Below are 20,208 nucleotides of genomic sequence, written 5' to 3' on the forward strand. Positions count from 1 at the left end.
TAAGCAAGTAATCAAGGAAAATAATCATGCGTATTAGCACCAACACTATGTATCAGTCAGGCATTTCTAAAATCAATACCCTGCAAGCTGACCAAGTAAAGCTACAACAACAGATTTCTACTGGCAGGCGTATCGCATCCCCTTCTGATGACCCTGTAGCTTCAGCGCGCGCACTGGAAATATCCCACGCACAAGGCATTAATACAAAATTTGCAGATACCCGCCAAACCGCTCAACTAAAGCTTAATACACTAGAATCTAACCTGACCAGTGTCACCAACTTGCTCGTCTCCACGCAGTCATCCTTAGTTGGCGCGGGCAATGGCACACTGTCAAATCTAGAAAGAAGTTTTATTGCGACTGATTTAACCAACTCGCTGCAAGCGTTAATTGGTCTTGCAAATACACAAGATGCCTCCGGAAACTATCTTTACGCAGGTTTTCAAACCAGCACAAAACCCTTCGTTGCCAATGCAACAGGCGCAACTTACGCTGGAGACAGCAATCAGCAATTACTGCAAATTGATACGCAACGTCAAATGGCGGTCAATGTCTCTGGCGATAATGTATTCCAGACAAATGGAAACGATGTATTTGCAACCATAAGTAACCTTGTCACACTATTAAATACACCAATCACCGATGCTGCCTCACAAGCTGCGTTCAATGCCGGATTGGCAACCGCCATTGGCAAAATGCAAGGCTCGGTAGACAACGTGCTTAATGTACGCGCTTCCATTGGCTCAAAACTGAATGAAATCGATGGACTAGACATCTCAGGCTCTGACCGCGCCTTGCAATACAGCAAAGCGCTCTCTGATTTACAAGATACAGACTACGCAAGCGCTCTCTCCGACCTTGCCAAACAACAAACCATCATGGAAGCCGCACAAAAATCATTCGTTCAAGTTACTAGCCTGTCACTGTTTAAATTTATCTAAGCACTAAATCTAAGCACTAATAAACAATGAAATTTTAATTGCTTTAAAAACGCTGGTGATTAAGCAAAAAGTCAGCATTTAGCTGACTTTATTATTTCTCACTTATGAATTGAATTGGCCGGGATAGCAAGATTCGAACTTGTTTAATAAACAACTATGATTACCAATATCTAGTAATAGCAAGGCTTTAAGGGTAGGTTATTAATCATAATTAAGCATAAGTCATCTACACTTAGCCACTAAAATGCCACAAAGAATTCAGTTAAAATAAACCAAATTAGCACTAATCAGTAATATGATTTAATCAATGCTGAAACCATAGAGTTGGAGTAACACAAATAAACATTAAACCTATTCACAACGAAAGTGATCATGTCAGAAAATGATTCATTTGACTATTAAGTATATAAGCATACATGATAGTACCTCTTTAAGAATACAAATCAAGATATTTGGGACGGAGTATTTATTATGAAACTGGGAATAGTCATCTATTCAAATGAGCCTGAAACAGTCTGGAATGCCTTTCGACTAGGTACGTTTTCGTGTAAACAAGGCGATATGGTTTCAGTGTTTCTACTTGGCATGGGGGTAGAGGCTGAAACGTTAAAAAGCGATAAGTTTGATGTCGTTGGACAGATGCACAGCTTTACAGAGGCTAGCGGTTCGATACTAGCTTGTGGCACGTGTTTCAAAATTCGTCAGTCAGAAGGGTCGGATATATGCCCAGTATCAACAATGCAGGATTTGCATGCGCTGATTCAAGAATCAGACAAAATTTTAAGTTTTTAAGAAATTTTCTAGTGGATAAAAAATAACATTGGGAATAGGTATACATCTCAAAGACATCTGATAGTGTAAGTTGGTTTCAGAAAAGTGCCGACCAATCTTTAGCTTTAATTAACGATACAGGTGTTGCTAAAGATGCTGCGATTATCGATGTGGGCGGTGGGTGCATCAATACTTGTAGATGACCTTGTGCATAAAGGCTATACCGATTTAACTGTGCTTGACTTGTCCACTTCAGCACTCGATGTAGCAAAACTGCGATTAGGAAACATTCTAAGCTAGTAAACTGGATAGTAGGTGATATTACCAAAGCAGTACTTCCAGAAAATCGCTTTGACGTTTGGAATGATCGTGCAGTGTTTCATTTTCTGACTGAACCATTAGATCGTCAGGCTTATGTAGCGCAAGTCATGCGTTCAGTTCGTCCAAATGGTCATGTCATTATTGCTACCTTCGCGGAAAATGGCCCAGAGAAATGTAGCGTCTACCTGTGATGCGATATAAGCCTGAAACACTGCATGCAGAATTTGGAGATGATTTCTTGTTGCTTAAGCATAAAAAAAGAGGCGCATCAAACACTATTTGGCACGGTGCAGCAATTTGTCTATTGCTACTGCCGCAAGACAGAACTCTAGTCCGCTTTCCTTAATTGGATTAACTCAGCTTCGAATATCTGCTTTTGCCGGTGACTTTGCTCCTTCATCACATGGTGCTAAACCAGCACCAAAGGATAATGTGCAAATATTACCCTGCTATCACTCAAACGGCCGCCCTTCGCCAGCTTCCTCATGTGTTTTGCCATCTCGGATATGGTAAATACGTTTGAAGGTTGGGATGATTTTCTCGTCGTGCGTCACCACGATGATGGCAGTTTCATATTGCAGCGCCATTTGATTGAGGATGCGAATCACGGCCAGCGCCCGCTCGCTATCTAGCGGTGCAGTGGGTTCATCAGCGAGAATCACCGGCGGGCGGTTCACTAGTGCACGCGCAATCGAGACACGCTGCTGCTCACCACCTGATAACTGTGACGGCATTGCCTTGGCTCGGTGCGCAACATCCAGCGCCTGCAGCAAGGCTAATGCTCGACTTCTAGATTCCGCATTGGGATGTCCAGCCAGCATAGGTAACAAAGCAACGTTGTCAGTTACATCAAGAAACGGAATCAGGTATGGCGCCTGAAATACGAAACCGATCTTATCGCGGCGCAATGCCCGCAGGTCGCCAATCTTCCAGCCGTTATCGTAGATTACCTGCTCACCCAACGTCATACGCCCTGCAGTGGGCTCAATCACAGCGCCTAGGCATTTCAGCAAAGTGCTTTTACCAGAACCTGATGGGCCAACCAAACCCACGACTTCGCCGGGTGCGACCCTCATATTTACCTCTTTAAGCGCATCAACGGCGGTGTCTCCTTCACCATAGCGCTTGCGCAAGCCTTCAATATTAATGCCTTTTGCCAAGTGTTCACCTATCAACAAGTTATCAGCCACCAATTGCCTCCGCTGGGTCAACCTTAAGTGCGGCACGGATTGCCAACAAACTGGCCAACACACAGATCACCATAACAGCAAAGAAGCCACGTATTGCGTCGCCAGGCTCAAGCAGTACGTATTTAGGAAATATAGGCGCCCAAAATGAAGCGGCGACTTTTCCGACCACAAAGCCGATAACGCCAAGGCCGACAGCCTGCTGCATAATCATGCCTGCGATAGTGCGATTTTTGGTGCCAATAAGTTTGAGAACAGCGATCTCACGTATTTTTCCTAAGGTTAACGTATAGATAATAAAAGCGACAATAGCCGCGCTAACGATAGCGAGGATTACTAAGAACATACCAATCTGCTTGGCCGAAGTGGCAATGAGTTTACCCACCAATATCCCCTCCATCTGCGTGCGAGTGTAAACCTGCAAGCGTTTCCAGCGGCGTATTGGTTCAGCAACCTCCTCTGCGGTAACGCCTGGTTTGATCTGCACTAACACCGCATTCACAAATGAATTGGTGCTTTGTGATGCGATGACCTGACTCAACAAATCAGGAACTCCTGGACGATTAAAGGCTGGGTTGCCAGCGGTGCGGCGGCGCTGTTGCACAATAGCATCGTTGTCTTTGAGAAACTGTGCTTCCTGAGCATCTTTAAGCGGGATGAATACCATCGGGTCGCCACCTGAAGAGACCATGCGCCGCGTTAGTCCAACGACGGTATAGTGATTGCGACGAATCTGAATGCGCTGGCCTAGTTGGAAGCCTGTGGCAATATCAGCCACCGCTTCATAATGTCCGCGTGTGATTTGCCGACCACTGACCAGATAACTGGGCTGACCTGGTTCACCAGGGCCGCCAGCCACTACACCAACGACCATGGCGCGCACATCTCGACCACCTTCGCTGGCCGCTTCACGCACTTGCATGGTCAGGTAGGTGATGTTGGCTGCACGTGCTACACCAGATATACCCAGAATACTTCGGTAGACATCATCGTATAGGCTTGACGATTCTGCATAAGGCCCGAGCGTATCTTTCTGTACGACCCACAAATCCGCACCGCTATTATCTAGCAGTGCTTTAGCATCATCCACCATGCCGCGATAAACACCTGCCATCGTCAGCGTCACACCAATCAACAGCCCTAGTCCTACGCCAGTAAACACAAACTTACCCCAGGCGTGCATAATGTCACGCCCAGCAAGGCTAATCACGGTTTGCTTTCATTTGGGTTAACCCCAGACGGTTTAACTCCGGGTAGCCGCTCCACAAGTTTAATGCGGCTACTAGCTTTAAGGGCGTGTTGACTATATAGCACAACTTGCTGTCCAGCTTTCAGACCCTCAATAATTTGCACTCGACCATCAAGGTCAGTCGCACCTATTTTAATGGGTGCAAAGCGCAGATCTCCATCTTCAATCAGCCATACACCTAATACGCCATCGATGCGCTGTACGCTCGCGTTGGGTACTACCGGTGTTGCCGGCAATTCGGCCAAAGCTACAGTAACTTCAGCCAGCTCTCCGATTGGAGGCAAAGGCTCTGGCAGTGATTCAAACACCACCTTAGCCAGTATTTCCTCAGTCACCGCATCGGCAAAAGGTTCCACTCTAAGCACGCTTCCATTAAAAATGTGACCAGCTTGCGAGCGTAATACGATGCGTGTTGATAGTCCAGCGCGTAAGCCAGTGGCGCTCAGTTGTTCGAAGCGTACGTTAATCCAAAGGCTTTTGGGATCAATGACAACCACTACCGGCTGGCCAGCGACTACTGTGGTACCAGGATCTATATCACGCGCTGCAATCAGGCCATTTACTGGCGCAACCAGTCTTAGATTACTAAGTTGTTGCGTAAGTCCACCTCGATCTGCGTGTGTCCTTGCCAATTCCTGGCGCGCAGCTTCTAGGTTTGCGTGAGAGGCTGCCAAGCTTGATTCAGCCACTTTATTTTCTTGTCGTTTGGCATCAACGGCCTCTGCACTCACTGAACGTGACAGCAATAAATCTTCATAGCGCTTAGCCTGTGTTTTGGCGAACTCTTTTCGTGCAGAAGCATCCTGGGTTTGTGCTTCTGCCGCCAGTACAGATGCTTTTGCACGTTTGTTCGTCGCTTCCTGCGCAATGATGCGGCTATCTAAATCTATAGGCTCCATTTCTCCAAGTAATTGACCAGCGCGGACAGTGTCACCTACATTCACATTAACTTGCTTGACTCGACCAGCAATCGTCGGGCCTATCTTGTAGGTGTAGCGGGCTTCTAGTGTGCCTATGCCAAATATGGCTGGAGATATAGAACGGTTTTCAACATTGGTCACGGTGACCAAAACAGGGGCTAGCGGGCCGGAACGCAGGGCCACATAGACGAATAATGCAAATAGCGGCACGATAACGCCAATCATGGCTAACGTACGGCCTTTAATGGGTAAGCGTTTCATCGCGTGCTCTCAATGGATCAAGTTGCATGGGAGATTGGGGTACGAGGTAAATCCAATTAATCTTAGATGCTAATTTATACATGTTTTATTGCTCCTGAAAATGGTATAGCAAGCCAAATGCTTGTGCCACCACCGATACGAGACTTGATGGCAATTCTCCAGCCTTGTGTCTCTGCCAATTGGCGTGCAATGGCTAGCCCCAAACCACTCCCTCCAGTATCTCGATTACGCGAGGGATCGAGACGGAAAAACGGGCGGAACACGGCCTCGCGCAATTCGGCTGGGATGCCAGGGCCATGGTCACGTACACCAATTAAAATGCAATCTATACAGCGCCTTCTTGCTATCATCAATCCCCCCTGTCCGCCATAACGCAAAGCATTATTCAGAAGATTACCAAGAATACGCTTGAGCGCTAAGGGTGCTACAGCGACTTGGCAAGGCTGCCTATCAGCGCGAAATTCAATCCGTCCGAGTGAATTAGCCTGTGTTGCATCTATCAGATCATCAATAAGAGCGTCAATATTAATTAATTGAATGGTCTCAGGCTCTTGGGCGCGGGCAAGCTCCAACTGAGCACCTATAAGTGCGTTCATTTCGTCAATATCGTGCTCCATACGTGCCAGCAACGGAGAGGTACGCTCTTCAGCCAGCATGCCCAATGCCATTTTAAGGCGGGCAAGCGGGCTTCTGAGATCATGCGATACGCCAGCAAGCAAGGTGGCCTGATTCTCGCGCCGTGCCGCAAGCTGGGCTACTGTATGATTGAATATCCGCGCCAGGTCAGCTAATTCATACTCGCCCGACTCAGGCAGTTGCGGTGGTCGTTTGCCAGCGCCAATCTGACGTGCAGCTTCGGTTAGTCGGAGTATTGGTGCAGTGATTCGACGCGCAAGTAGCCCAGATATAATCAATGTCACCAGTAGGCCGGCAGCGAGACTCCATGCTAATGCGAGCGAGGGGCGTGGTGTAATCAGATCCTTGGAGAAGCTGAAGCGTAACACATGATCTGCCATGGTAATGTCTGCATGAAAACGGCCATCTGGCTGCTCTGTCACGCGCGGAAAATTGCCAGTGCTTAAACGAGTCTTGAGTGACGAACGTAGAAAATTGATATAAGGATGATGTCCAACTTCGTCACCTGATGATGGCTCGACTTCGGATAAATCAAGACCATGGCTTGCAAGCAATTCCGCTTCAAATACAGTACGCGTGACTGGAGGTAACTCTACCCATGTGCGTGCAGACAGTACCAGCAAAGCGGCAAAGTCGTCGGCTGAACGGTGGGCAAGAGGCAGCATGAGATTAAAGAAGATGGCAGCACCTGAGATGAGTTGGAACACAAGCAAACCTGCGGCAACAGTTAGCGCTGTGCGACGAAACAATGAGGCAGGTGATTTCATGTTGTAACCTCGCCACGTGGCGAGAATAAATAACCTTCCCCCCAAACAGTGCGTAGGTAAATCGGCGACTCTGGAATAGCTTCAACCTTGCGACGCAAGCGTGTCACACGCACATCAATACTACGATCAAAAGCATCGCGTTCATAGCCCTTAACCAAAGTGATAAGCTGGTCACGCGAAAGTACCTGATTGGGATGTTCAAGAAAGATTCGTAACAGAGTAAATTCGCCTGATGTTAGTGGAACCTCACTACCATCATGCACAAGAACATGGCTAGTAATATCAAGTCGAAAGGCACCGAAGCTGTAGCTACTTTCTTGTTTTGGTGAGGAACTGCCACGGCGTAATACTGCGCGTACCCTTGCCAGCAGTTCTCGCGGACCAAATGGCTTTGCCAGATAATCGTCTGCACCGACTTCCAGCCCTACCACCCGATCCACCTCTTCGCCACGTGCGGAAACAATGATTACTGGTGGACCACCGTCAGTACGCAACCATTTAAGCAAACTCAAACCATCCTCACCCGGCAGCATCAGGTCTAACACCACTAGGTCAGCACCATGCAGTGCCATGCTTTTCCGAAAGGCAGCACCATCACCCACCCCCTCTACCTGAAAGCCACTGGTGGTCAGGTAATCCACGACCAACCCACGCAGAGCTGCGTCGTCTTCCACCACTAAAATGCGCTGTGTTGCGTTTACTCCCATTTTTTACTGCTTCGCTTATCTAAGTGTGAGGGTATGCCAGTCATGTTACCGATAACTTTGTCACAGTCAAAGCATTTGAAACAACTTGAAACAACCTGTCGTTGCAATGCAAAAAATAAGAAACAGCTTAGGTTGATACTTCGTTCAACAAATTACCGAACTTAAATGCCATGCCAATTATATACAGACAACTTATTTTATTTACTACTTTGTTATTCACCTTGCCCGCTCAGGCTGCACAGGAAGATAAACACGAAGATAAAGAAGATGTGACATCTCCATCTGTAGCTAGGAAATTCCCAAGTTCTGAATCACGCCAACCTGGAATTGATAGGTATCAGAACTTGGATGGAAGGTTCAACGAGTTGGAGGATAACCAAAGGAGTAATCGCTATGGTATCGGCTATGAAATGCGTCAAGGTGGGCAGTCTAACGCACGTGGTGGCCGTGGTCGGGGGCGATAAGGTATTTTGTAAGCAGTAGTTAAGTAGTTACTCGTATGTTTTATTTATATTTTAAGGAGCAATATCATGAAAAAATTCAAATCCATCATTGCAGTTTCTGCAACTCTTTTAACTTTAGGGGTGGCAACGCTTGATGCGCAAGCACGTGGTCCTGGTGGCGGTCAAGGTGGTGGCGGTCAAAGTATGGGTCAAATGGGTGGCCAAGGTTCTGGTCAAAAGCAAGGCCAAGAGAATGGACAGAGCAAAAGCCAACAGCAAAATTCCAAAGGTACTGGCGACATGACGCGGGATCAGGATCGGACAAGGGATCAAGATAGAACACGTACACGTGACTCAACCCAAGACGGTGCTGGCGATATGAAACAAGATATGGAACAACGCCGTGAAATGCGTCAGGAGCATCGTCAAACACAGCAGGCGGCACCAGCAGATAATGCAGTGAACACCCAGTAATTAAGTGTTACCTACCACTGTGGTGGATGCGTCCAGCACAGTGGTAGCTGAAACACCAGAAAGGCAGTACGGTTGGGCGCATGCTGAGGGAGTTGCGGTGGCGCTTACTCAATTTCCAACAACTCCGTTAATTCAAGGAGTAGCAAAATGATGAAAAGAACTTTAGTGATGTCAGTATTAACGAGCGGTCTGATAATGGCTGCTAGTTCAGGTTTTGCAGCAGACGAAATGGCTGTGCAAGAACAGGTAAAAGAACAGACTCAAGTAAAAGAACAAGTGCAAGCAAAAGAAAAAGTACAGAAAAAGGAACAGGTTTATGGCAGCCAGATGATGACTTCACAGGAGCGGATGGAGCACCGTAAAAAAATGCGGGCTGCCAAGACAGCTGAAGAGCGCGAAAGAATCCGTGCAGAACACCATGAAGCCATGAAAGTGCGTGCCCAAGAGCGCGGGGTCACTTTACCAGATGCACCGCCTGAGCGTGGGATGGGGCAAGGCGCTGGCGCTGGGAATAACGCGGCACCTGGAGGCGGGGGTGGACGAAATCGTTAATAATCGATAGTGTCAACAAAAGGCAGGCATATTAGTCCAGCTTGATAACGATATTTTTAGAAATGCCTAAAGTTGTAAAAATATTTCTGTGAAGGTGTTTAGCATAGCGATACCAAATCATTCTGGTGTCGCTATGCAAAGTTCTGGCAATGCCTCTGCCAAGGTGATGGCATCGAAAAAAACGGGAAAAAATTAACTTGGAAGCGATCAATATGACAACACACATACAGCGTCAACGCGGGATATGGATATGGGTGATTTCTCTGGTCGCCATCGGGTTCGGCCTGCTGACCATCAAGGAAGGCGGTACGGTCCTGTTCGGCAATGCGGCAGCGCGCGCCGCCGCTGGCAATTATGTGCCGTTCGTACTCTGGTTCAACTTTGTGGCGGGATTCGCCTATATCATCGCTGGCATCGGGTTGTGGATGCAACAGCGCTGGGGCGTGTGGCTGGCCGCCTCCATCGCCGCGGCGACGGTGCTTACGTTCGCGGCCTTTGGCACACACTTGTATTTCGGTGGTGCCTACGAACAACGCACGGTCATTGCCATGAGCCTGCGTACGCTGGTGTGGGTGGTAATCACGATGATTGCCAGTCGTCGGCTATTGTGGCGAAATGCATAACATGATGATAGTAACCAGTGCCGCCCTAAGCTGATCTACGTAAACTTAAAGCACGAAGCAACAGGATAGCCATCGGCTCACTTTAATACGAACTAATATTTAATTGGATATTTAACATGAAACGTTTTCTCATCGCAACGACAGTAGTCTCTATCGCCCTTATTACCTCGGCATTTGCTGCCGATGTGGGGGTCTCGGTCAGCATCGGCCAACCAGGATTTTATGGTCGAATTGATATAGGCGACTATCCTTATCCTCAACCGCAAGTGATCTACCGTCAGCCGAGAATAATCGAGCGTGTATATATGGAACGTGAACCAATCTACATGCGCGTACCACTAGGTCATGCTAAAAACTGGCGCAAGCACTGTCGTCAATACGGCGCTTGTGGCGAGCGGGTTTATTTTGTGCGGGATAGCTGGTATAACCACGAATACGCGCCTCGCCATCAAGAACTGCATCGTGACCGTCGCGATTATCGCGGAAACGATAATCGTGGCAATAAAGGAAACGGCAACGGTCGTAGGAATGGGCGTGATCAATAAGTATTTCTTCACCAACCGTCTACCCAAATGCAGTCGCTGAAAAAAATGAGTCGTCACGAAACAGACAGATGTCACTTGAAACAACCTATCCACAAGGGATAAATTCCATTAGATAGTAGATTTTTAGAATAATTATTAGTGAACTTTTACTTAATAATGAAAATCATTTTTTTAAATTATACATGTAAGGAGAGTTATATGAATACGCGTGCAATTTACATACTAGGCCTAATAGCATTGCTTGCCGGGTGTGCATCAAACCCCTTAGCCGAGCAGAGTCAGGCAACAAAACTGATGGAGTACAAGATACAGGTATATGGTCCAGCCTGTGAAAAGCTAGGCTTCGAAAAAGACACTGACAAATGGCGAGAATGTATCCAGAAGGAGTATGAACAGATCATTATTCGACGGCAGTACCAGTGGAACCACCCTTATTGGAGTCCTTACTACGTGCAACCTTATTATCGCCCTCGTTGATATTGAGTAATATGTGATTTGGAGTGTCATTCAGCATTTTTCGTGGGATGGCGAAAGAGAATAAACAATGAAAGATAAAAAATAATCAGCCCATTGCTGCATCATGGCAATACGCTACTAAATAAACATAGTTTGGTTATATACACCAACGAAGAAATCTGGCGCCCACATTCAAAAGCAAATTGGATTTCCACTCCACTAGCTTTAGGTTTTATTAAGTCTAGCAATTTTACAGTTTACCCATGGGTTTACCCACAACGCATAAAAAACTAAAAAGACTTACAGTCGTTAAACTATAAGCCTTTGATTTTATTGGTCGGGACAGCAAGATTTGAACTTGCGACCCCATGCCCCCCAGGCATGTACGCTACCAGGCTGCGCTATGCCCCGAACCGATGTTGCAAATAGCTTGCAACAAGTTTGTCATTATAACTTAAAAGATTGCCAGCATTAAAAAGAGCTGCAGAAAATAAAGGTGCTACTTAGATGCCTGCGGTAAGGAGCGTAGCAAATTTAGAATCTCGCGTAATTCATCTTTTACTGACGAAAAATCAAAGCCATTTGCTTTGCTTGATACTGATTCATCGAGGCCGGTATTTAACTGTTTAGCTGACTGGACTACATCTGCCTTTATTTCGACTTCGTCAGGTCCATCTAAGCGGTTACGTGCGCCACTAATCGTGAAGCCTTGCTCATAAAGCAGTTCTCGGATACGGCGGATTAACAACACTTCATGGTGTTGGTAATAGCGTCGATTACCACGGCGCTTGACAGGCTTAAGCTGAGTGAATTCCTGTTCCCAGTATCTGAGCACATGCGGTTTAACCCCGCAAAGCTCGCTAACTTCACCAATAGTAAAGTAACGCTTTGCTGGTATAGGCGGTAACTGCACCTTTATAATTGGATCACTCATGCTATTAAACTTATTGAATAATTCACTTAATTAAGATAGTTGGCTTCAACTTTACTTTTTAACTTTTGGCTTGCGTGAAAAGTCACAACTCGGCGTGCTGTGATTGGTATTTCTTCACCAGTTTTAGGGTTACGACCTGGACGCTCAGACTTTTTACGTAACTCGAAATTGCCAAATCCTGAAAGCTTTACACTGTCGCCTGCCTCTAAAGCGATTCGCACTTCTTCAAAAAACGCTTCAACCATATCTTTAGCTTCACGTTTATTTAACCCAACTTGCTCATAGAGTAAATCTGCAAGTTCAGCTTTTGTTAATGTCATACCAACTCCCATTTCATTTTTAGCTTTTGAGCTTTTTTTAATGTATAGATTTTTCTTTTAATACTTTTAATTACTAACTCGCTATTTAAAAACCAGTCATATAGTTTTAAGACTTAATTTCTAAGTGTTGCACCAAAGTTATTTTGTAATAATTGTAGCAGATTAGTAATCGTTGTGTCGGCATCACTATCAGTCAAAGTTTTTTGAGTATCGTGCATAAGTACTGATAATGCAAGGCTTTTTTTGTTTTCAGCCACACCCTGACCTTGGTATAAATCAAATAATGCCACTTCAAGTATAAGCGGTATATTGGCTTTTTTAATTGCGTTAAATACTTCACTGACTGCAATATTCTCATCCAAAACTACCGCCAAATCGCGTCGAACAGGCAACAATTTTGAAACCTCTTGATAAACTGGTATTTTCCGGCCCGATATTGCATCTACATCTAGCTCAAATAAATAAGTACTTCTCGTTAAACCATAATGCTGTTGCCATTTTGGATGTAATTTACCTAGCCAGCCAATGGTTTCACCCTCTTGCAAAATTCGTGCAGTTTGCCCAGGGTGTAGTGCTATATGCTCGGCCTTTTCATAAGTGACTTGTTCATAAGTGGCTTGTGTTCCCAGCAGTCTATCTACGTGCGCTTTAACTTCAAAAAAGTCTATATCAGCGCTATCAGCAGCCCATTGTTCAGGCTTGGTACTACCGTGAGCTAAACCAGAAATAAGCATAGTCTCAACATACTCATTATTTTGTTGATGATAAACTGCGCCTACTTCAAACAAGAAGGCACGTTCTTGTTTACGATTAAGGTTATAAGTAAGCGTATCTAATAGCCCACCCCACAAACTTGTGCGCATTACACTCAAATTGCTGGCAATCGGGTTTTTTAGTTTAATCGGACTGGTGTTACCCAATAAATCACGTTCCCAGCTTTCATCCACAAAACTATAGTTCACAACTTCCTGGTAACCAAGCGCAGCTAAACCATCTCGTAATTTATTTTGATAGCGCCTTGCTTCAGGAGCTGGCAGCATCTGTAAATTCGCAACAGGAGCTGTGGCTGGAATATGATCATAGCCATGTAAGCGCGCAATTTCTTCGATTAAATCTTCTTCAATGCTGATGTCGAATCTATAGCTTGGCGGTATGACCGTAAATTCGCTATCCGCTTCAGTAAACACAAAGCCCAACTGGGTAAGCAGCTGCGCTACTTTTACCTGCTCAAATGGAATGCCGAGTACAGAGATCAATCGGGTCATTCTTAACTTTACAGGGTGGCGCACTGGCAATGCGCTCAAAACTTCGGTCACTTCACCTGCTTGTCCGCCACAAATCTGTAAGATAAGCTTAGTAGCATATTCAATCGCATTCTTTGTATTACCAAAATCCACGCCACGTTCAAACCGGTAAGAAGAATCAGTACTCAAACCCAACCTACGGGCTTTACCAGCGATTACGGAAGGCGGGAAAAACGCACTTTCTAAGAATATGTTTGTTGTAGCATCATCCACTGACGTTGGTTTTCCACCCATAATGCCAGCAAGTGCTAATGCACCACTTGCATCTGCAATGATTAAATCATCAGTTTTTAGTTGTACTGTTTGGTCGTTGAGTAAGCTTAGCGATTCGTTTTCTATTGCAAATCGTACAGTGATATCACCTTTGAGTTTAGCTGCATCAAATGCATGCATCGGCTGGCCTAATTGCAGCAATACATAATTAGTAACATCAACAATCGCGCTAATGCTGCGTAAACCGCTGCGTTCGATGCGTTTAACCATCCAATCTGGCGTAATTGCCTTTGCATTTACGCCACTTATCAAACGACCGCAATAACGTGGGCAAGCTGCCGACTCACTAACAATGACATTTTTAATGGCTTTTAAATCAGCAGGCACGGCTAAAACAGCTTCAAAACGTGTTTCAGCGCCTGTTATCGCCGCAACATCACGCGCTATACCTGTAATGCTTAAACAGTCGCTACGATTAGGTGTTAACTTCAATGTAAGCAGGTTGTCGTCCAAATCCAAATAGTCGCGAATGCTCTGGCCAACAACAGCATTGCTATCCAACTCCAGCAAACCTGTTGCTTCTGCGCTAATACCAAGTTCTCGTAAACCAAGTTCTTTGGTAGAGCACATCATGCCAAATGACTCGACACCGCGCACTTTGGCCTGTTTAATCGAAATGCCTGGCAACTCTGCGCCCACCATCGCGCAAGGAGCAATCAAGCCTGCGCGTGCATTTGAGGCGCCACATACAATTTGCAAAGGTTCATCCAAACCAACATCAACCTTACACACTTGCAAGCGGTCTGCATCTGGGTGTTTTTCAGCAGAGAGTATTTTTGCCACAACCACCTTGCTAAACGGAGCAGCCACTGACTGCATATCTTCCACCTCAAGCCCCGCCATGGTTAATGCATGACTAAGCGCCTGACTATCTAAATCAGTATTTACAAGGCTACGTAACCAATTTTCTGAAAACTGCATAATGCTTTTGAGACCTTAAATTGTAATGAGGGACGACGCACCCTTCGACAAGCTCAGGGAGCAACTTACCTCGCTTCATTCCCCGAACTTGTCAAAGAGTAAGCTTATCTAAACTGACTTAAAAATCTTAAATCATTGTTGAAGAAGTGACGCAAATCATTTACGCCATAGCGCAGCATTGTTAAGCGTTCCACGCCCAAACCAAACGCAAAACCACGGTATTTTTCGCTATCGATATTCACGTGCTTAAACACTTCTGGATGCACCATGCCACAACCGCCAATTTCCAGCCAACCGCCATTCCAGCTCATATCCATCTCAGCTGATGGCTCAGTAAACGGGAAAAAAGACGGCCTGAAACGTACGGTTAAATCATCACGCTCAAAGAATTTTTGTAAAAAATCTTGCACCACGCCTTTAAGATTAGCAAAGCTAATATCTTCATCTACCCATAAACCTTCCACTTGATGAAACATGGGCGAATGAGTGGCATCAGAATCCACACGATACACGCGGCCTGGTGCAATAATTTTTAACGGTGGTGTTTTATTGGTTTTTAAAGCGTTTTCCATATAGCGCACTTGTACTGGCGAAGTGTGCGTTCTTAAAACGTTCGCTTCATCAATATAAAACGTATCGTGCATTGCACGAGCCGGATGATCTTCTGGAATATTTAACGCCGTGAAATTATAAAAGTCTGTTTCAATTTCCGGACCAGTCGCAACTTCAAAACCGATAGAATGAAATAGCTGTTCTATACGTTGCAAAGTCAGCGTCACAGGATGTAAGCCGCCTTGTGATTGTGCACGGGCAGGCAAAGTCACATCAATTGATTCTTGTGCTAATTGCTTGGCTTGCTCTGCATTTAAAAGCGCCTCACGGCGCGCTGATAAGGCAGACTCAACGCCCTGCTTTACCACGTTGATGGCGGCACCGGCAGCCGGGCGATCTTCATTACTTAACTTGCCTAAGCCTTTTAAAGCCTCGGTCAGTAAACCCGTCTTACCCAAATACTTCGCTTTGGCAACTTCTAGGTCGTTCATGGTTGCACTACTTGCAAAGTCTGATTGCGCTTCTGAAATTAAATGCGTTAAGTCTGCCATATTTTTCGATCTTTAGATTAACTGCGGCTTATAGCCACAGTTTTTACAATGCATTGATTTTACAGTAAAAAAAAGAGGCCGAAGCCTCTTTTTTTATTTTTCAAACAATTAAGCTGCTAAAGCGGTTTTTGCCATTTCAACAAATTTAGCAAACGCTGCTTTGTCAAACACGGCTAAATCAGCCAGTACTTTACGATCAACTTCAATCGCTGCTTTCTTCAAGCCATTCATGAAGCGGCTGTATGTTAACCCACACTCACGTGCACCCGCATTGATACGTGCAATCCACAATGTGCGGAATTGGCGTTTCTTTTGACGGCGGTCACGGTAAGCGTATTGACCAGCCTTCATTACCGCTTGCTTGGCAACGCGGTAAACGTTTTTACGACGACCGCGGTAACCCTTAGCGGCTTTTAATACTTTTTTGTGTCTTGCGCGAGCGATGACACCACGTTTTACTCTAGGCATATCGGTCTCCTTATCGTGTTGGCATCATTGCGCGAACGCGTTTGACGTCTGTTGGTGAGATAATCGCCGTGCCGCGCAATTTACGCTTTTGCTTGGTGGTCTTTTTTGTGAGGATATGGCGTAAGTGTGAGTGAGTACGTTTCACTTTACCGTTACCCAAGAATTTGAAGCGCTTTTTAGCGCCGCTCTTGGTTTTCATTTTTGGCATTTTGTTCTCCTTGAACTTAAGTTATGAGTGCTTAGGCATGCCGTTAAGCCGTATCACTCGGATTCCTGCTGCTACAACTACGTTAAAACTTTATTTAACCTTTTTATGTGGGCCAAGCACCATCACCATTTGGCGACCTTCCATTTTTGGAAACTGCTCGACCACTGCCACTTCTTTTGTATCTGCCTCTACACGTCTAAGTAGCGCTAAACCAAACTCTTGATGTGTAATCTCGCGACCTCTAAAACGTAAGGTAATTTTCGCTTTATCACCATCTTCAATGAAGCGGATAATGTTACGCACTTTAATTGCATAATCGCCATCATCGGTACCAGGGCGGAATTTAATTTCTTTTACAACCACTTGTTTTTGCTTGAGCTTAACTTCGTGCTGCTTCTTACTTTCGGCATATTTAAACTTGCCATAATCCATCAACCTGCACACTGGTGGAACAGCATTAGGTGCAATTTCAACGAGATCAATATCCGCCTCTTCAGCTTTTGCAAATGCTTCCGCTAATGTCACGATGCCTAGCGGCTCACCCTCTATACCCACCAAACGAACTTGCGACCCTGTAATGTCGCCATTAATTCGTGTTTCTTTATCCTGTGCTATATCAAATTCTCCAAATAGTTAAGCCGTGCATTTTCAGAAATCAACCAAAAACCAGCTTTTGAGTGGCTTTCAGCAAGCTTAAACTTTAGTTTCAATCTCTGCTTTTAAGCGCTCGATTAACGCTTCAATCGGCATAGAACCTAAGTCTTCGCCTTTTCTGGTACGCACGGCTACATGTCCTGTTTGCATTTCACGCTCACCTGCAACAATCAAGTAAGGCATTTTTTGCATAGAATGTTCGCGTATTTTATAGGTTATCTTCTCATTTCTCAAGTCAAATTCGCATCTAATGCCACTTTTCTTTAGCTTTTCAACTACTTGGCGCACGTAATCGGCTTGATTTTCAGAAATATTCAATACCATCACTTGCACAGGCGCCAGCCAAAGCGGCATTGCGCCAGCATAGTTTTCTATCAGGATACCTAAAAAACGCTCCATAGAGCCAACAATTGCGCGATGCAGCATCACAGGGCGTTTACGTGAATTATCCTCTGCCACGTATTCAGCGCCTAAGCGTTCTGGCAGGTTAGGGTCGAGTTGAATCGTGCCACATTGCCACATGCGGCCTAAAGAATCCTTAAGCGTAAATTCGATTTTCGGACCATAAAAAGCGCCCTCGCCTGGCTGATACTCAAATTCTAAATTGTTTATTTTTAGCGCATTCGCAAGCGAGGTTTCCGCCTTATCCCAATCAGCATCAGTACCGATACGCTTTTCTGGGCGAGTTGATAGCTTTACTATTACATCGTTAAAGCCGAAATCGCCATACACCTTGTAAAGCATTTTGATGAAATCTGCGACTTCAGCTTCAACCTGTTCTTCAGTACAAAATATATGCGCATCATCTTGAGTAAAACCACGCACGCGCATTAAACCATGCAATGAACCTGAAGGCTCATTGCGGTGACATGAGCCAAACTCAGCCAAACGTAACGGTAAATCACGGTAGCTGTGCAAAGTGCTATTAAAAATTTGCACATGGCCAGGGCAATTCATCGGCTTAACAGCGTAATCGCGGCTTTCTGATGAAGTCACAAACATGCCATCGCGGTAATTTTGCCAATGGCCTGACTTCTCCCATAAGGTTCTATCCATAATGGTCGGTGTGCGCACTTCTTGATAGTTATAATCCACAAACTTTTGGCGCATGTATTGCTCGACTTCCTGCCAAATACTCCATCCACGCGGATGCCAAAATACCATACCAGGCGCATCGTCTTGCATGTGGAAATAGTCCAACTGCTTGCCTAATTTACGATGGTCGCGTTTTTCTGCTTCTTCTAACTGAAATAAATAAGCTTCGAGGTCTTCTTTATTGCGCCAGGCAGTACCATACACGCGCTGTAGCATCTCGTTATTGCTATCGCCACGCCAGTATGCGCCAGCGAGCTTCATAAGTTTGAAGGCCTTTAACTTACCCGTATTTGGCACATGTGGGCCACGGCAAAGGTCAGTAAAGTTGCCTTCGGTATACAACGAAACATCTTCACCTGCCGGAATGCTGGCGATAATTTCCGCTTTGTAATGCTCCCCTATTGATTTGAAATAACTGACCGCTTCATCACGCGGCAACACCTTACGCGTCACTTGTTCATCTTTTTTGGCGAGCTCTGCCATTTTCTTTTCAATAGCAATTAAATCTTCTGGCGTAAAAGCACGTTTGTAACTGAAATCATAGAAAAAACCATTTTCTATGACAGGACCTATGGTCACTTGTGCTTCTGGGAATAGCTCTTTTACCGCATACGCTAACAAGTGCGCGGTTGAATGGCGAATAATATCGATACCCTCAGCATTTTTATCGGTAATGATTGCAAGGTCTGCATCTTGGCTAATAAGATAAGAAGTGTCGACCAATACGCCATCCACCCTGCCGGCAAGCGCTGCTTTGGCCAAACCAGCACCAATATTCATGGCAACATCAGCCACAGTAACGGAGTTATCAAAACTACGTTCAGATCCATCAGGCAAGCGTATTACTGGCATATCGTTTCTCTCTAAAACAACAAAAGCCACAAATTTAAGATTGTGGCTTATAAATTAGCTAAAGTTATCTAAAAATTACTGCGCACGATTATCTCATAAGGCGCCCTATCCCTGCAATTTATGGCCTAGATTTAAATGATTAGTTTAAATTCTTAGGTTTAATTTCCAGATTTACTAATGTGAAATACTTTTAGTAAAGGCGGGATTAGCGTGCTCACAGCTTTCTCCTCAAGCTCAATGTTTATTAGTGCAATAAACATTAAATTCCGCTTAAACTTTTAATATGCATTTCTACGCTACGGCCCAAGGCATTTAGTGCGTACCCACCTTCAAGTACAGATACGATACGTTTGTTGGCATGCCGTTCTGCAACTTTCTTAAGCGCCTCTGTCACCCAAAAATAATCTTCATCAAGCCACGCTAGACCTCCCATTTTATCTTCTAAATGCGCATCAAACCCTGCTGATATCAATATCAACTGCGGCTTAAAACGCTCAAGGGCAGGCAACCATTGCTCGGTTACCACAGAACGAAACTCCCTCCCCGTGCTACCAACAACAAGCGGTGTGTTAATGATGTGATCATTACCACTATCAGCACCGCTATTGGGATAATAGGGATGCCGAAAGCTTGAGCAAAGCATCACGCGTGAATCATCATGAAAAATATCTTCCGTACCATTGCCATGATGTACATCAAAATCAGCAATGGCTACCCGCTGTAAGCCATAATGCTTAATTGCATGCGCGGCAGCGACTGCAACCTGGTTGAAAATACAAAAGCCTGCCGCACTGGCACGCCCAGCATGATGCCCTGGTGGGCGAGTATTGCAGAATGCATTCTTGACTTGACGCGACATCACCAAATCTACCCCCATGACTGCTGCGCCTGCGGCACGTAGAGCGGCTTCTAAACTATCAGGATTCATCGCGGTATCAGCATCGAGCTGAACCAAACCTGAAGTAGGCGATTGACTGAAAATCCATTCAATATAATTATTGCTATGGACACGTGCCAACTGCTCTTTACTCGCTTTAGGCGCTTCATGTCGGCTAAGAAGACTTAACAACCCTGATGCTTTGAGTTGATACTCGATGGCTTGCATGCGCTCCGGGCGCTCTGGGTGGCTTGCGCCCATATTATGCTTAAGGCAAGATGAGTGGCTAATGTAAGCGGTATCCATTGCAGATTGTTTACGCTTAACTGCCGCCTGCACGTTGCCT

The 20,208-nt window shown here is 45.4% G+C and carries 24 protein-coding genes and 1 tRNA gene; 10 read left to right on the top strand and 15 right to left on the bottom strand.

Annotated features, from left to right (window positions below; genetic code table 11):
- The first annotated feature begins 26 nt into the window (after window positions 1-26).
- From flgL to Q8J82_RS13310, 4 genes are all read left to right on the top strand, one after another.
- The gene (flgL, locus tag Q8J82_RS11515) at window positions 27-941 is read left to right on the top strand and encodes a flagellar hook-associated protein FlgL (RefSeq protein WP_305328353.1); all 915 of its coding nucleotides are present in this window, start codon (window positions 27-29) and stop codon (window positions 939-941) included.
- 471 nt (window positions 942-1,412) lie between these two features.
- Window positions 1,413-1,733, top strand: coding sequence for a DsrE family protein (locus Q8J82_RS11520; RefSeq protein ID WP_304890971.1), 321 nt, complete (start codon window positions 1,413-1,415; stop codon window positions 1,731-1,733).
- Between the two features lie 132 nt (window positions 1,734-1,865).
- Entirely contained in the window at window positions 1,866-2,012 is a 147-nt protein-coding gene (locus tag Q8J82_RS13305; RefSeq protein WP_370653547.1) for a hypothetical protein, read from the top strand.
- 20 nt (window positions 2,013-2,032) lie between these two features.
- Window positions 2,033-2,224: a hypothetical protein gene (locus tag Q8J82_RS13310; protein WP_370653550.1), complete on the top strand. Its 192-nt coding sequence runs from the start codon at window positions 2,033-2,035 to the stop codon at window positions 2,222-2,224.
- Between the two features lie 261 nt (window positions 2,225-2,485).
- On the opposite strand, the gene Q8J82_RS11530 is transcribed toward Q8J82_RS13310, so the two are convergent.
- The 5 genes from Q8J82_RS11530 to Q8J82_RS11550 all read right to left on the bottom strand — a co-directional run bounded on the left by Q8J82_RS11530 (window position 2,486) and on the right by Q8J82_RS11550 (window position 7,760).
- Window positions 2,486-3,223, bottom strand: a complete 738-nt coding sequence (locus Q8J82_RS11530; RefSeq protein ID WP_304890972.1) for an ABC transporter ATP-binding protein — start codon at window positions 3,221-3,223, stop codon at window positions 2,486-2,488.
- Window positions 3,216-4,430 (bottom strand): ABC transporter permease, encoded by a 1,215-nt coding sequence (locus Q8J82_RS11535; RefSeq protein ID WP_304890973.1) that lies wholly within the window; start codon window positions 4,428-4,430, stop codon window positions 3,216-3,218. The genes Q8J82_RS11530 and Q8J82_RS11535 overlap by 8 nt, the downstream gene beginning before the upstream one ends.
- Window positions 4,427-5,650, bottom strand: a complete 1,224-nt coding sequence (locus tag Q8J82_RS11540; RefSeq protein ID WP_304890974.1) for an efflux RND transporter periplasmic adaptor subunit — start codon at window positions 5,648-5,650, stop codon at window positions 4,427-4,429. Before Q8J82_RS11540 ends, Q8J82_RS11535 begins: the two co-directional genes overlap by 4 nt.
- A gap of 74 nt (window positions 5,651-5,724) precedes the next feature.
- A complete protein-coding gene (locus Q8J82_RS11545; protein WP_305328354.1) occupies window positions 5,725-7,053 on the bottom strand; it encodes a cell wall metabolism sensor histidine kinase WalK in 1,329 nt (442 codons plus the stop codon).
- On the bottom strand, window positions 7,050-7,760 hold the full coding sequence (locus tag Q8J82_RS11550; protein ID WP_304890976.1) for a response regulator: 711 nt from the start codon (window positions 7,758-7,760) through the stop codon (window positions 7,050-7,052). The genes Q8J82_RS11545 and Q8J82_RS11550 overlap by 4 nt, the downstream gene beginning before the upstream one ends.
- 170 nt (window positions 7,761-7,930) lie before the next feature.
- Between Q8J82_RS11550 and Q8J82_RS11555 the strand changes: the two genes are divergently transcribed.
- From Q8J82_RS11555 to Q8J82_RS11580, 6 genes are all read left to right on the top strand, one after another.
- Window positions 7,931-8,224, top strand: coding sequence for a hypothetical protein (locus Q8J82_RS11555; RefSeq protein ID WP_304890977.1), 294 nt, complete (start codon window positions 7,931-7,933; stop codon window positions 8,222-8,224).
- A 66-nt stretch (window positions 8,225-8,290) separates the two neighbouring features.
- A complete protein-coding gene (locus tag Q8J82_RS11560; RefSeq protein WP_304890978.1) occupies window positions 8,291-8,677 on the top strand; it encodes a hypothetical protein in 387 nt (128 codons plus the stop codon).
- Between the two features lie 4 nt (window positions 8,678-8,681).
- A complete protein-coding gene (locus Q8J82_RS11565; protein WP_304890979.1) occupies window positions 8,682-8,828 on the top strand; it encodes a hypothetical protein in 147 nt (48 codons plus the stop codon).
- Window positions 8,825-9,229, top strand: a complete 405-nt coding sequence (locus Q8J82_RS11570; RefSeq protein WP_304890980.1) for a hypothetical protein — start codon at window positions 8,825-8,827, stop codon at window positions 9,227-9,229. Before Q8J82_RS11565 ends, Q8J82_RS11570 begins: the two co-directional genes overlap by 4 nt.
- Before the next feature lie 212 nt (window positions 9,230-9,441).
- Window positions 9,442-9,852 (top strand): hypothetical protein, encoded by a 411-nt coding sequence (locus tag Q8J82_RS11575; RefSeq protein ID WP_304890981.1) that lies wholly within the window; start codon window positions 9,442-9,444, stop codon window positions 9,850-9,852.
- Window positions 9,853-9,968: 116 nt separating this feature from the next.
- Window positions 9,969-10,397 (top strand): hypothetical protein, encoded by a 429-nt coding sequence (locus Q8J82_RS11580; RefSeq protein ID WP_304890982.1) that lies wholly within the window; start codon window positions 9,969-9,971, stop codon window positions 10,395-10,397.
- A gap of 790 nt (window positions 10,398-11,187) precedes the next feature.
- Here Q8J82_RS11580 and Q8J82_RS11585 read toward each other — a convergent pair.
- The 10 genes from Q8J82_RS11585 to Q8J82_RS11630 all read right to left on the bottom strand — a co-directional run bounded on the left by Q8J82_RS11585 (window position 11,188) and on the right by Q8J82_RS11630 (window position 20,168).
- A tRNA-Pro gene (locus Q8J82_RS11585) sits at window positions 11,188-11,264 on the bottom strand.
- Window positions 11,265-11,352: 88 nt separating this feature from the next.
- Window positions 11,353-11,787, bottom strand: a complete 435-nt coding sequence (locus tag Q8J82_RS11590) for a MerR family transcriptional regulator (protein ID WP_305328355.1) — start codon at window positions 11,785-11,787, stop codon at window positions 11,353-11,355.
- 26 nt (window positions 11,788-11,813) lie between these two features.
- A complete protein-coding gene (locus Q8J82_RS11595; protein WP_013148436.1) occupies window positions 11,814-12,107 on the bottom strand; it encodes an integration host factor subunit alpha in 294 nt (97 codons plus the stop codon).
- Between the two features lie 113 nt (window positions 12,108-12,220).
- The gene (gene pheT / locus Q8J82_RS11600; protein WP_305328356.1) at window positions 12,221-14,605 is read right to left on the bottom strand and encodes a phenylalanine--tRNA ligase subunit beta; all 2,385 of its coding nucleotides are present in this window, start codon (window positions 14,603-14,605) and stop codon (window positions 12,221-12,223) included.
- Window positions 14,606-14,709: 104 nt separating this feature from the next.
- Window positions 14,710-15,708, bottom strand: a complete 999-nt coding sequence (gene pheS / locus Q8J82_RS11605) for a phenylalanine--tRNA ligase subunit alpha (RefSeq protein ID WP_305328357.1) — start codon at window positions 15,706-15,708, stop codon at window positions 14,710-14,712.
- 108 nt (window positions 15,709-15,816) lie between these two features.
- Window positions 15,817-16,176, bottom strand: coding sequence for a 50S ribosomal protein L20 (gene rplT / locus Q8J82_RS11610; protein ID WP_305328358.1), 360 nt, complete (start codon window positions 16,174-16,176; stop codon window positions 15,817-15,819).
- A gap of 10 nt (window positions 16,177-16,186) precedes the next feature.
- Window positions 16,187-16,384: a 50S ribosomal protein L35 gene (gene rpmI / locus Q8J82_RS11615; RefSeq protein WP_013148440.1), complete on the bottom strand. Its 198-nt coding sequence runs from the start codon at window positions 16,382-16,384 to the stop codon at window positions 16,187-16,189.
- Window positions 16,385-16,474: 90 nt separating this feature from the next.
- Window positions 16,475-16,999 carry a translation initiation factor IF-3 gene (gene infC, locus Q8J82_RS11620; protein ID WP_304891008.1) on the bottom strand — a complete coding sequence of 175 codons (525 nt, stop codon included), beginning with the start codon at window positions 16,997-16,999 and terminating at the stop codon, window positions 16,475-16,477.
- A 78-nt stretch (window positions 17,000-17,077) separates the two neighbouring features.
- The gene (thrS, locus tag Q8J82_RS11625; RefSeq protein ID WP_305328359.1) at window positions 17,078-18,985 is read right to left on the bottom strand and encodes a threonine--tRNA ligase; all 1,908 of its coding nucleotides are present in this window, start codon (window positions 18,983-18,985) and stop codon (window positions 17,078-17,080) included.
- Window positions 18,986-19,244: 259 nt separating this feature from the next.
- A complete protein-coding gene (locus tag Q8J82_RS11630; protein ID WP_305328394.1) occupies window positions 19,245-20,168 on the bottom strand; it encodes a histone deacetylase family protein in 924 nt (307 codons plus the stop codon).
- Window positions 20,169-20,208: the final 40 nt, after the last annotated feature.

Source organism: Methylotenera sp., assembly GCF_030684185.1.
Classification (GTDB): domain Bacteria; phylum Pseudomonadota; class Gammaproteobacteria; order Burkholderiales; family Methylophilaceae; genus Methylotenera.

What these genes read in the sequence shown, in the direction of transcription:
- flgL (WP_305328353.1), top strand. Translation starts at nt 27, where the DNA reads ATGCGTATTAGCACCAACACTATGTATCAGTCAGGCATTTCTAAAATC.
- Q8J82_RS11520 (WP_304890971.1), top strand. Translation starts at nt 1,413, where the DNA reads ATGAAACTGGGAATAGTCATCTATTCAAATGAGCCTGAAACAGTCTGG.
- Q8J82_RS13305 (WP_370653547.1), top strand. Translation starts at nt 1,866, where the DNA reads ATGCTGCGATTATCGATGTGGGCGGTGGGTGCATCAATACTTGTAGAT.
- Q8J82_RS11540 (WP_304890974.1), bottom strand. Translation starts at nt 5,650, where the DNA reads ATGAAACGCTTACCCATTAAAGGCCGTACGTTAGCCATGATTGGCGTT.
- Q8J82_RS11545 (WP_305328354.1), bottom strand. Translation starts at nt 7,053, where the DNA reads ATGAAATCACCTGCCTCATTGTTTCGTCGCACAGCGCTAACTGTTGCC.
- Q8J82_RS11550 (WP_304890976.1), bottom strand. Translation starts at nt 7,760, where the DNA reads ATGGGAGTAAACGCAACACAGCGCATTTTAGTGGTGGAAGACGACGCA.
- Q8J82_RS11555 (WP_304890977.1), top strand. Translation starts at nt 7,931, where the DNA reads ATGCCAATTATATACAGACAACTTATTTTATTTACTACTTTGTTATTC.
- Q8J82_RS11560 (WP_304890978.1), top strand. Translation starts at nt 8,291, where the DNA reads ATGAAAAAATTCAAATCCATCATTGCAGTTTCTGCAACTCTTTTAACT.
- Q8J82_RS11570 (WP_304890980.1), top strand. Translation starts at nt 8,825, where the DNA reads ATGATGAAAAGAACTTTAGTGATGTCAGTATTAACGAGCGGTCTGATA.
- Q8J82_RS11575 (WP_304890981.1), top strand. Translation starts at nt 9,442, where the DNA reads ATGACAACACACATACAGCGTCAACGCGGGATATGGATATGGGTGATT.
- Q8J82_RS11580 (WP_304890982.1), top strand. Translation starts at nt 9,969, where the DNA reads ATGAAACGTTTTCTCATCGCAACGACAGTAGTCTCTATCGCCCTTATT.
- Q8J82_RS11590 (WP_305328355.1), bottom strand. Translation starts at nt 11,787, where the DNA reads ATGAGTGATCCAATTATAAAGGTGCAGTTACCGCCTATACCAGCAAAG.
- Q8J82_RS11595 (WP_013148436.1), bottom strand. Translation starts at nt 12,107, where the DNA reads ATGACATTAACAAAAGCTGAACTTGCAGATTTACTCTATGAGCAAGTT.
- pheT (WP_305328356.1), bottom strand. Translation starts at nt 14,605, where the DNA reads ATGCAGTTTTCAGAAAATTGGTTACGTAGCCTTGTAAATACTGATTTA.
- pheS (WP_305328357.1), bottom strand. Translation starts at nt 15,708, where the DNA reads ATGGCAGACTTAACGCATTTAATTTCAGAAGCGCAATCAGACTTTGCA.
- rplT (WP_305328358.1), bottom strand. Translation starts at nt 16,176, where the DNA reads ATGCCTAGAGTAAAACGTGGTGTCATCGCTCGCGCAAGACACAAAAAA.
- rpmI (WP_013148440.1), bottom strand. Translation starts at nt 16,384, where the DNA reads ATGCCAAAAATGAAAACCAAGAGCGGCGCTAAAAAGCGCTTCAAATTC.
- thrS (WP_305328359.1), bottom strand. Translation starts at nt 18,985, where the DNA reads ATGCCAGTAATACGCTTGCCTGATGGATCTGAACGTAGTTTTGATAAC.
- Q8J82_RS11630 (WP_305328394.1), bottom strand. Translation starts at nt 20,168, where the DNA reads ATGGATACCGCTTACATTAGCCACTCATCTTGCCTTAAGCATAATATG.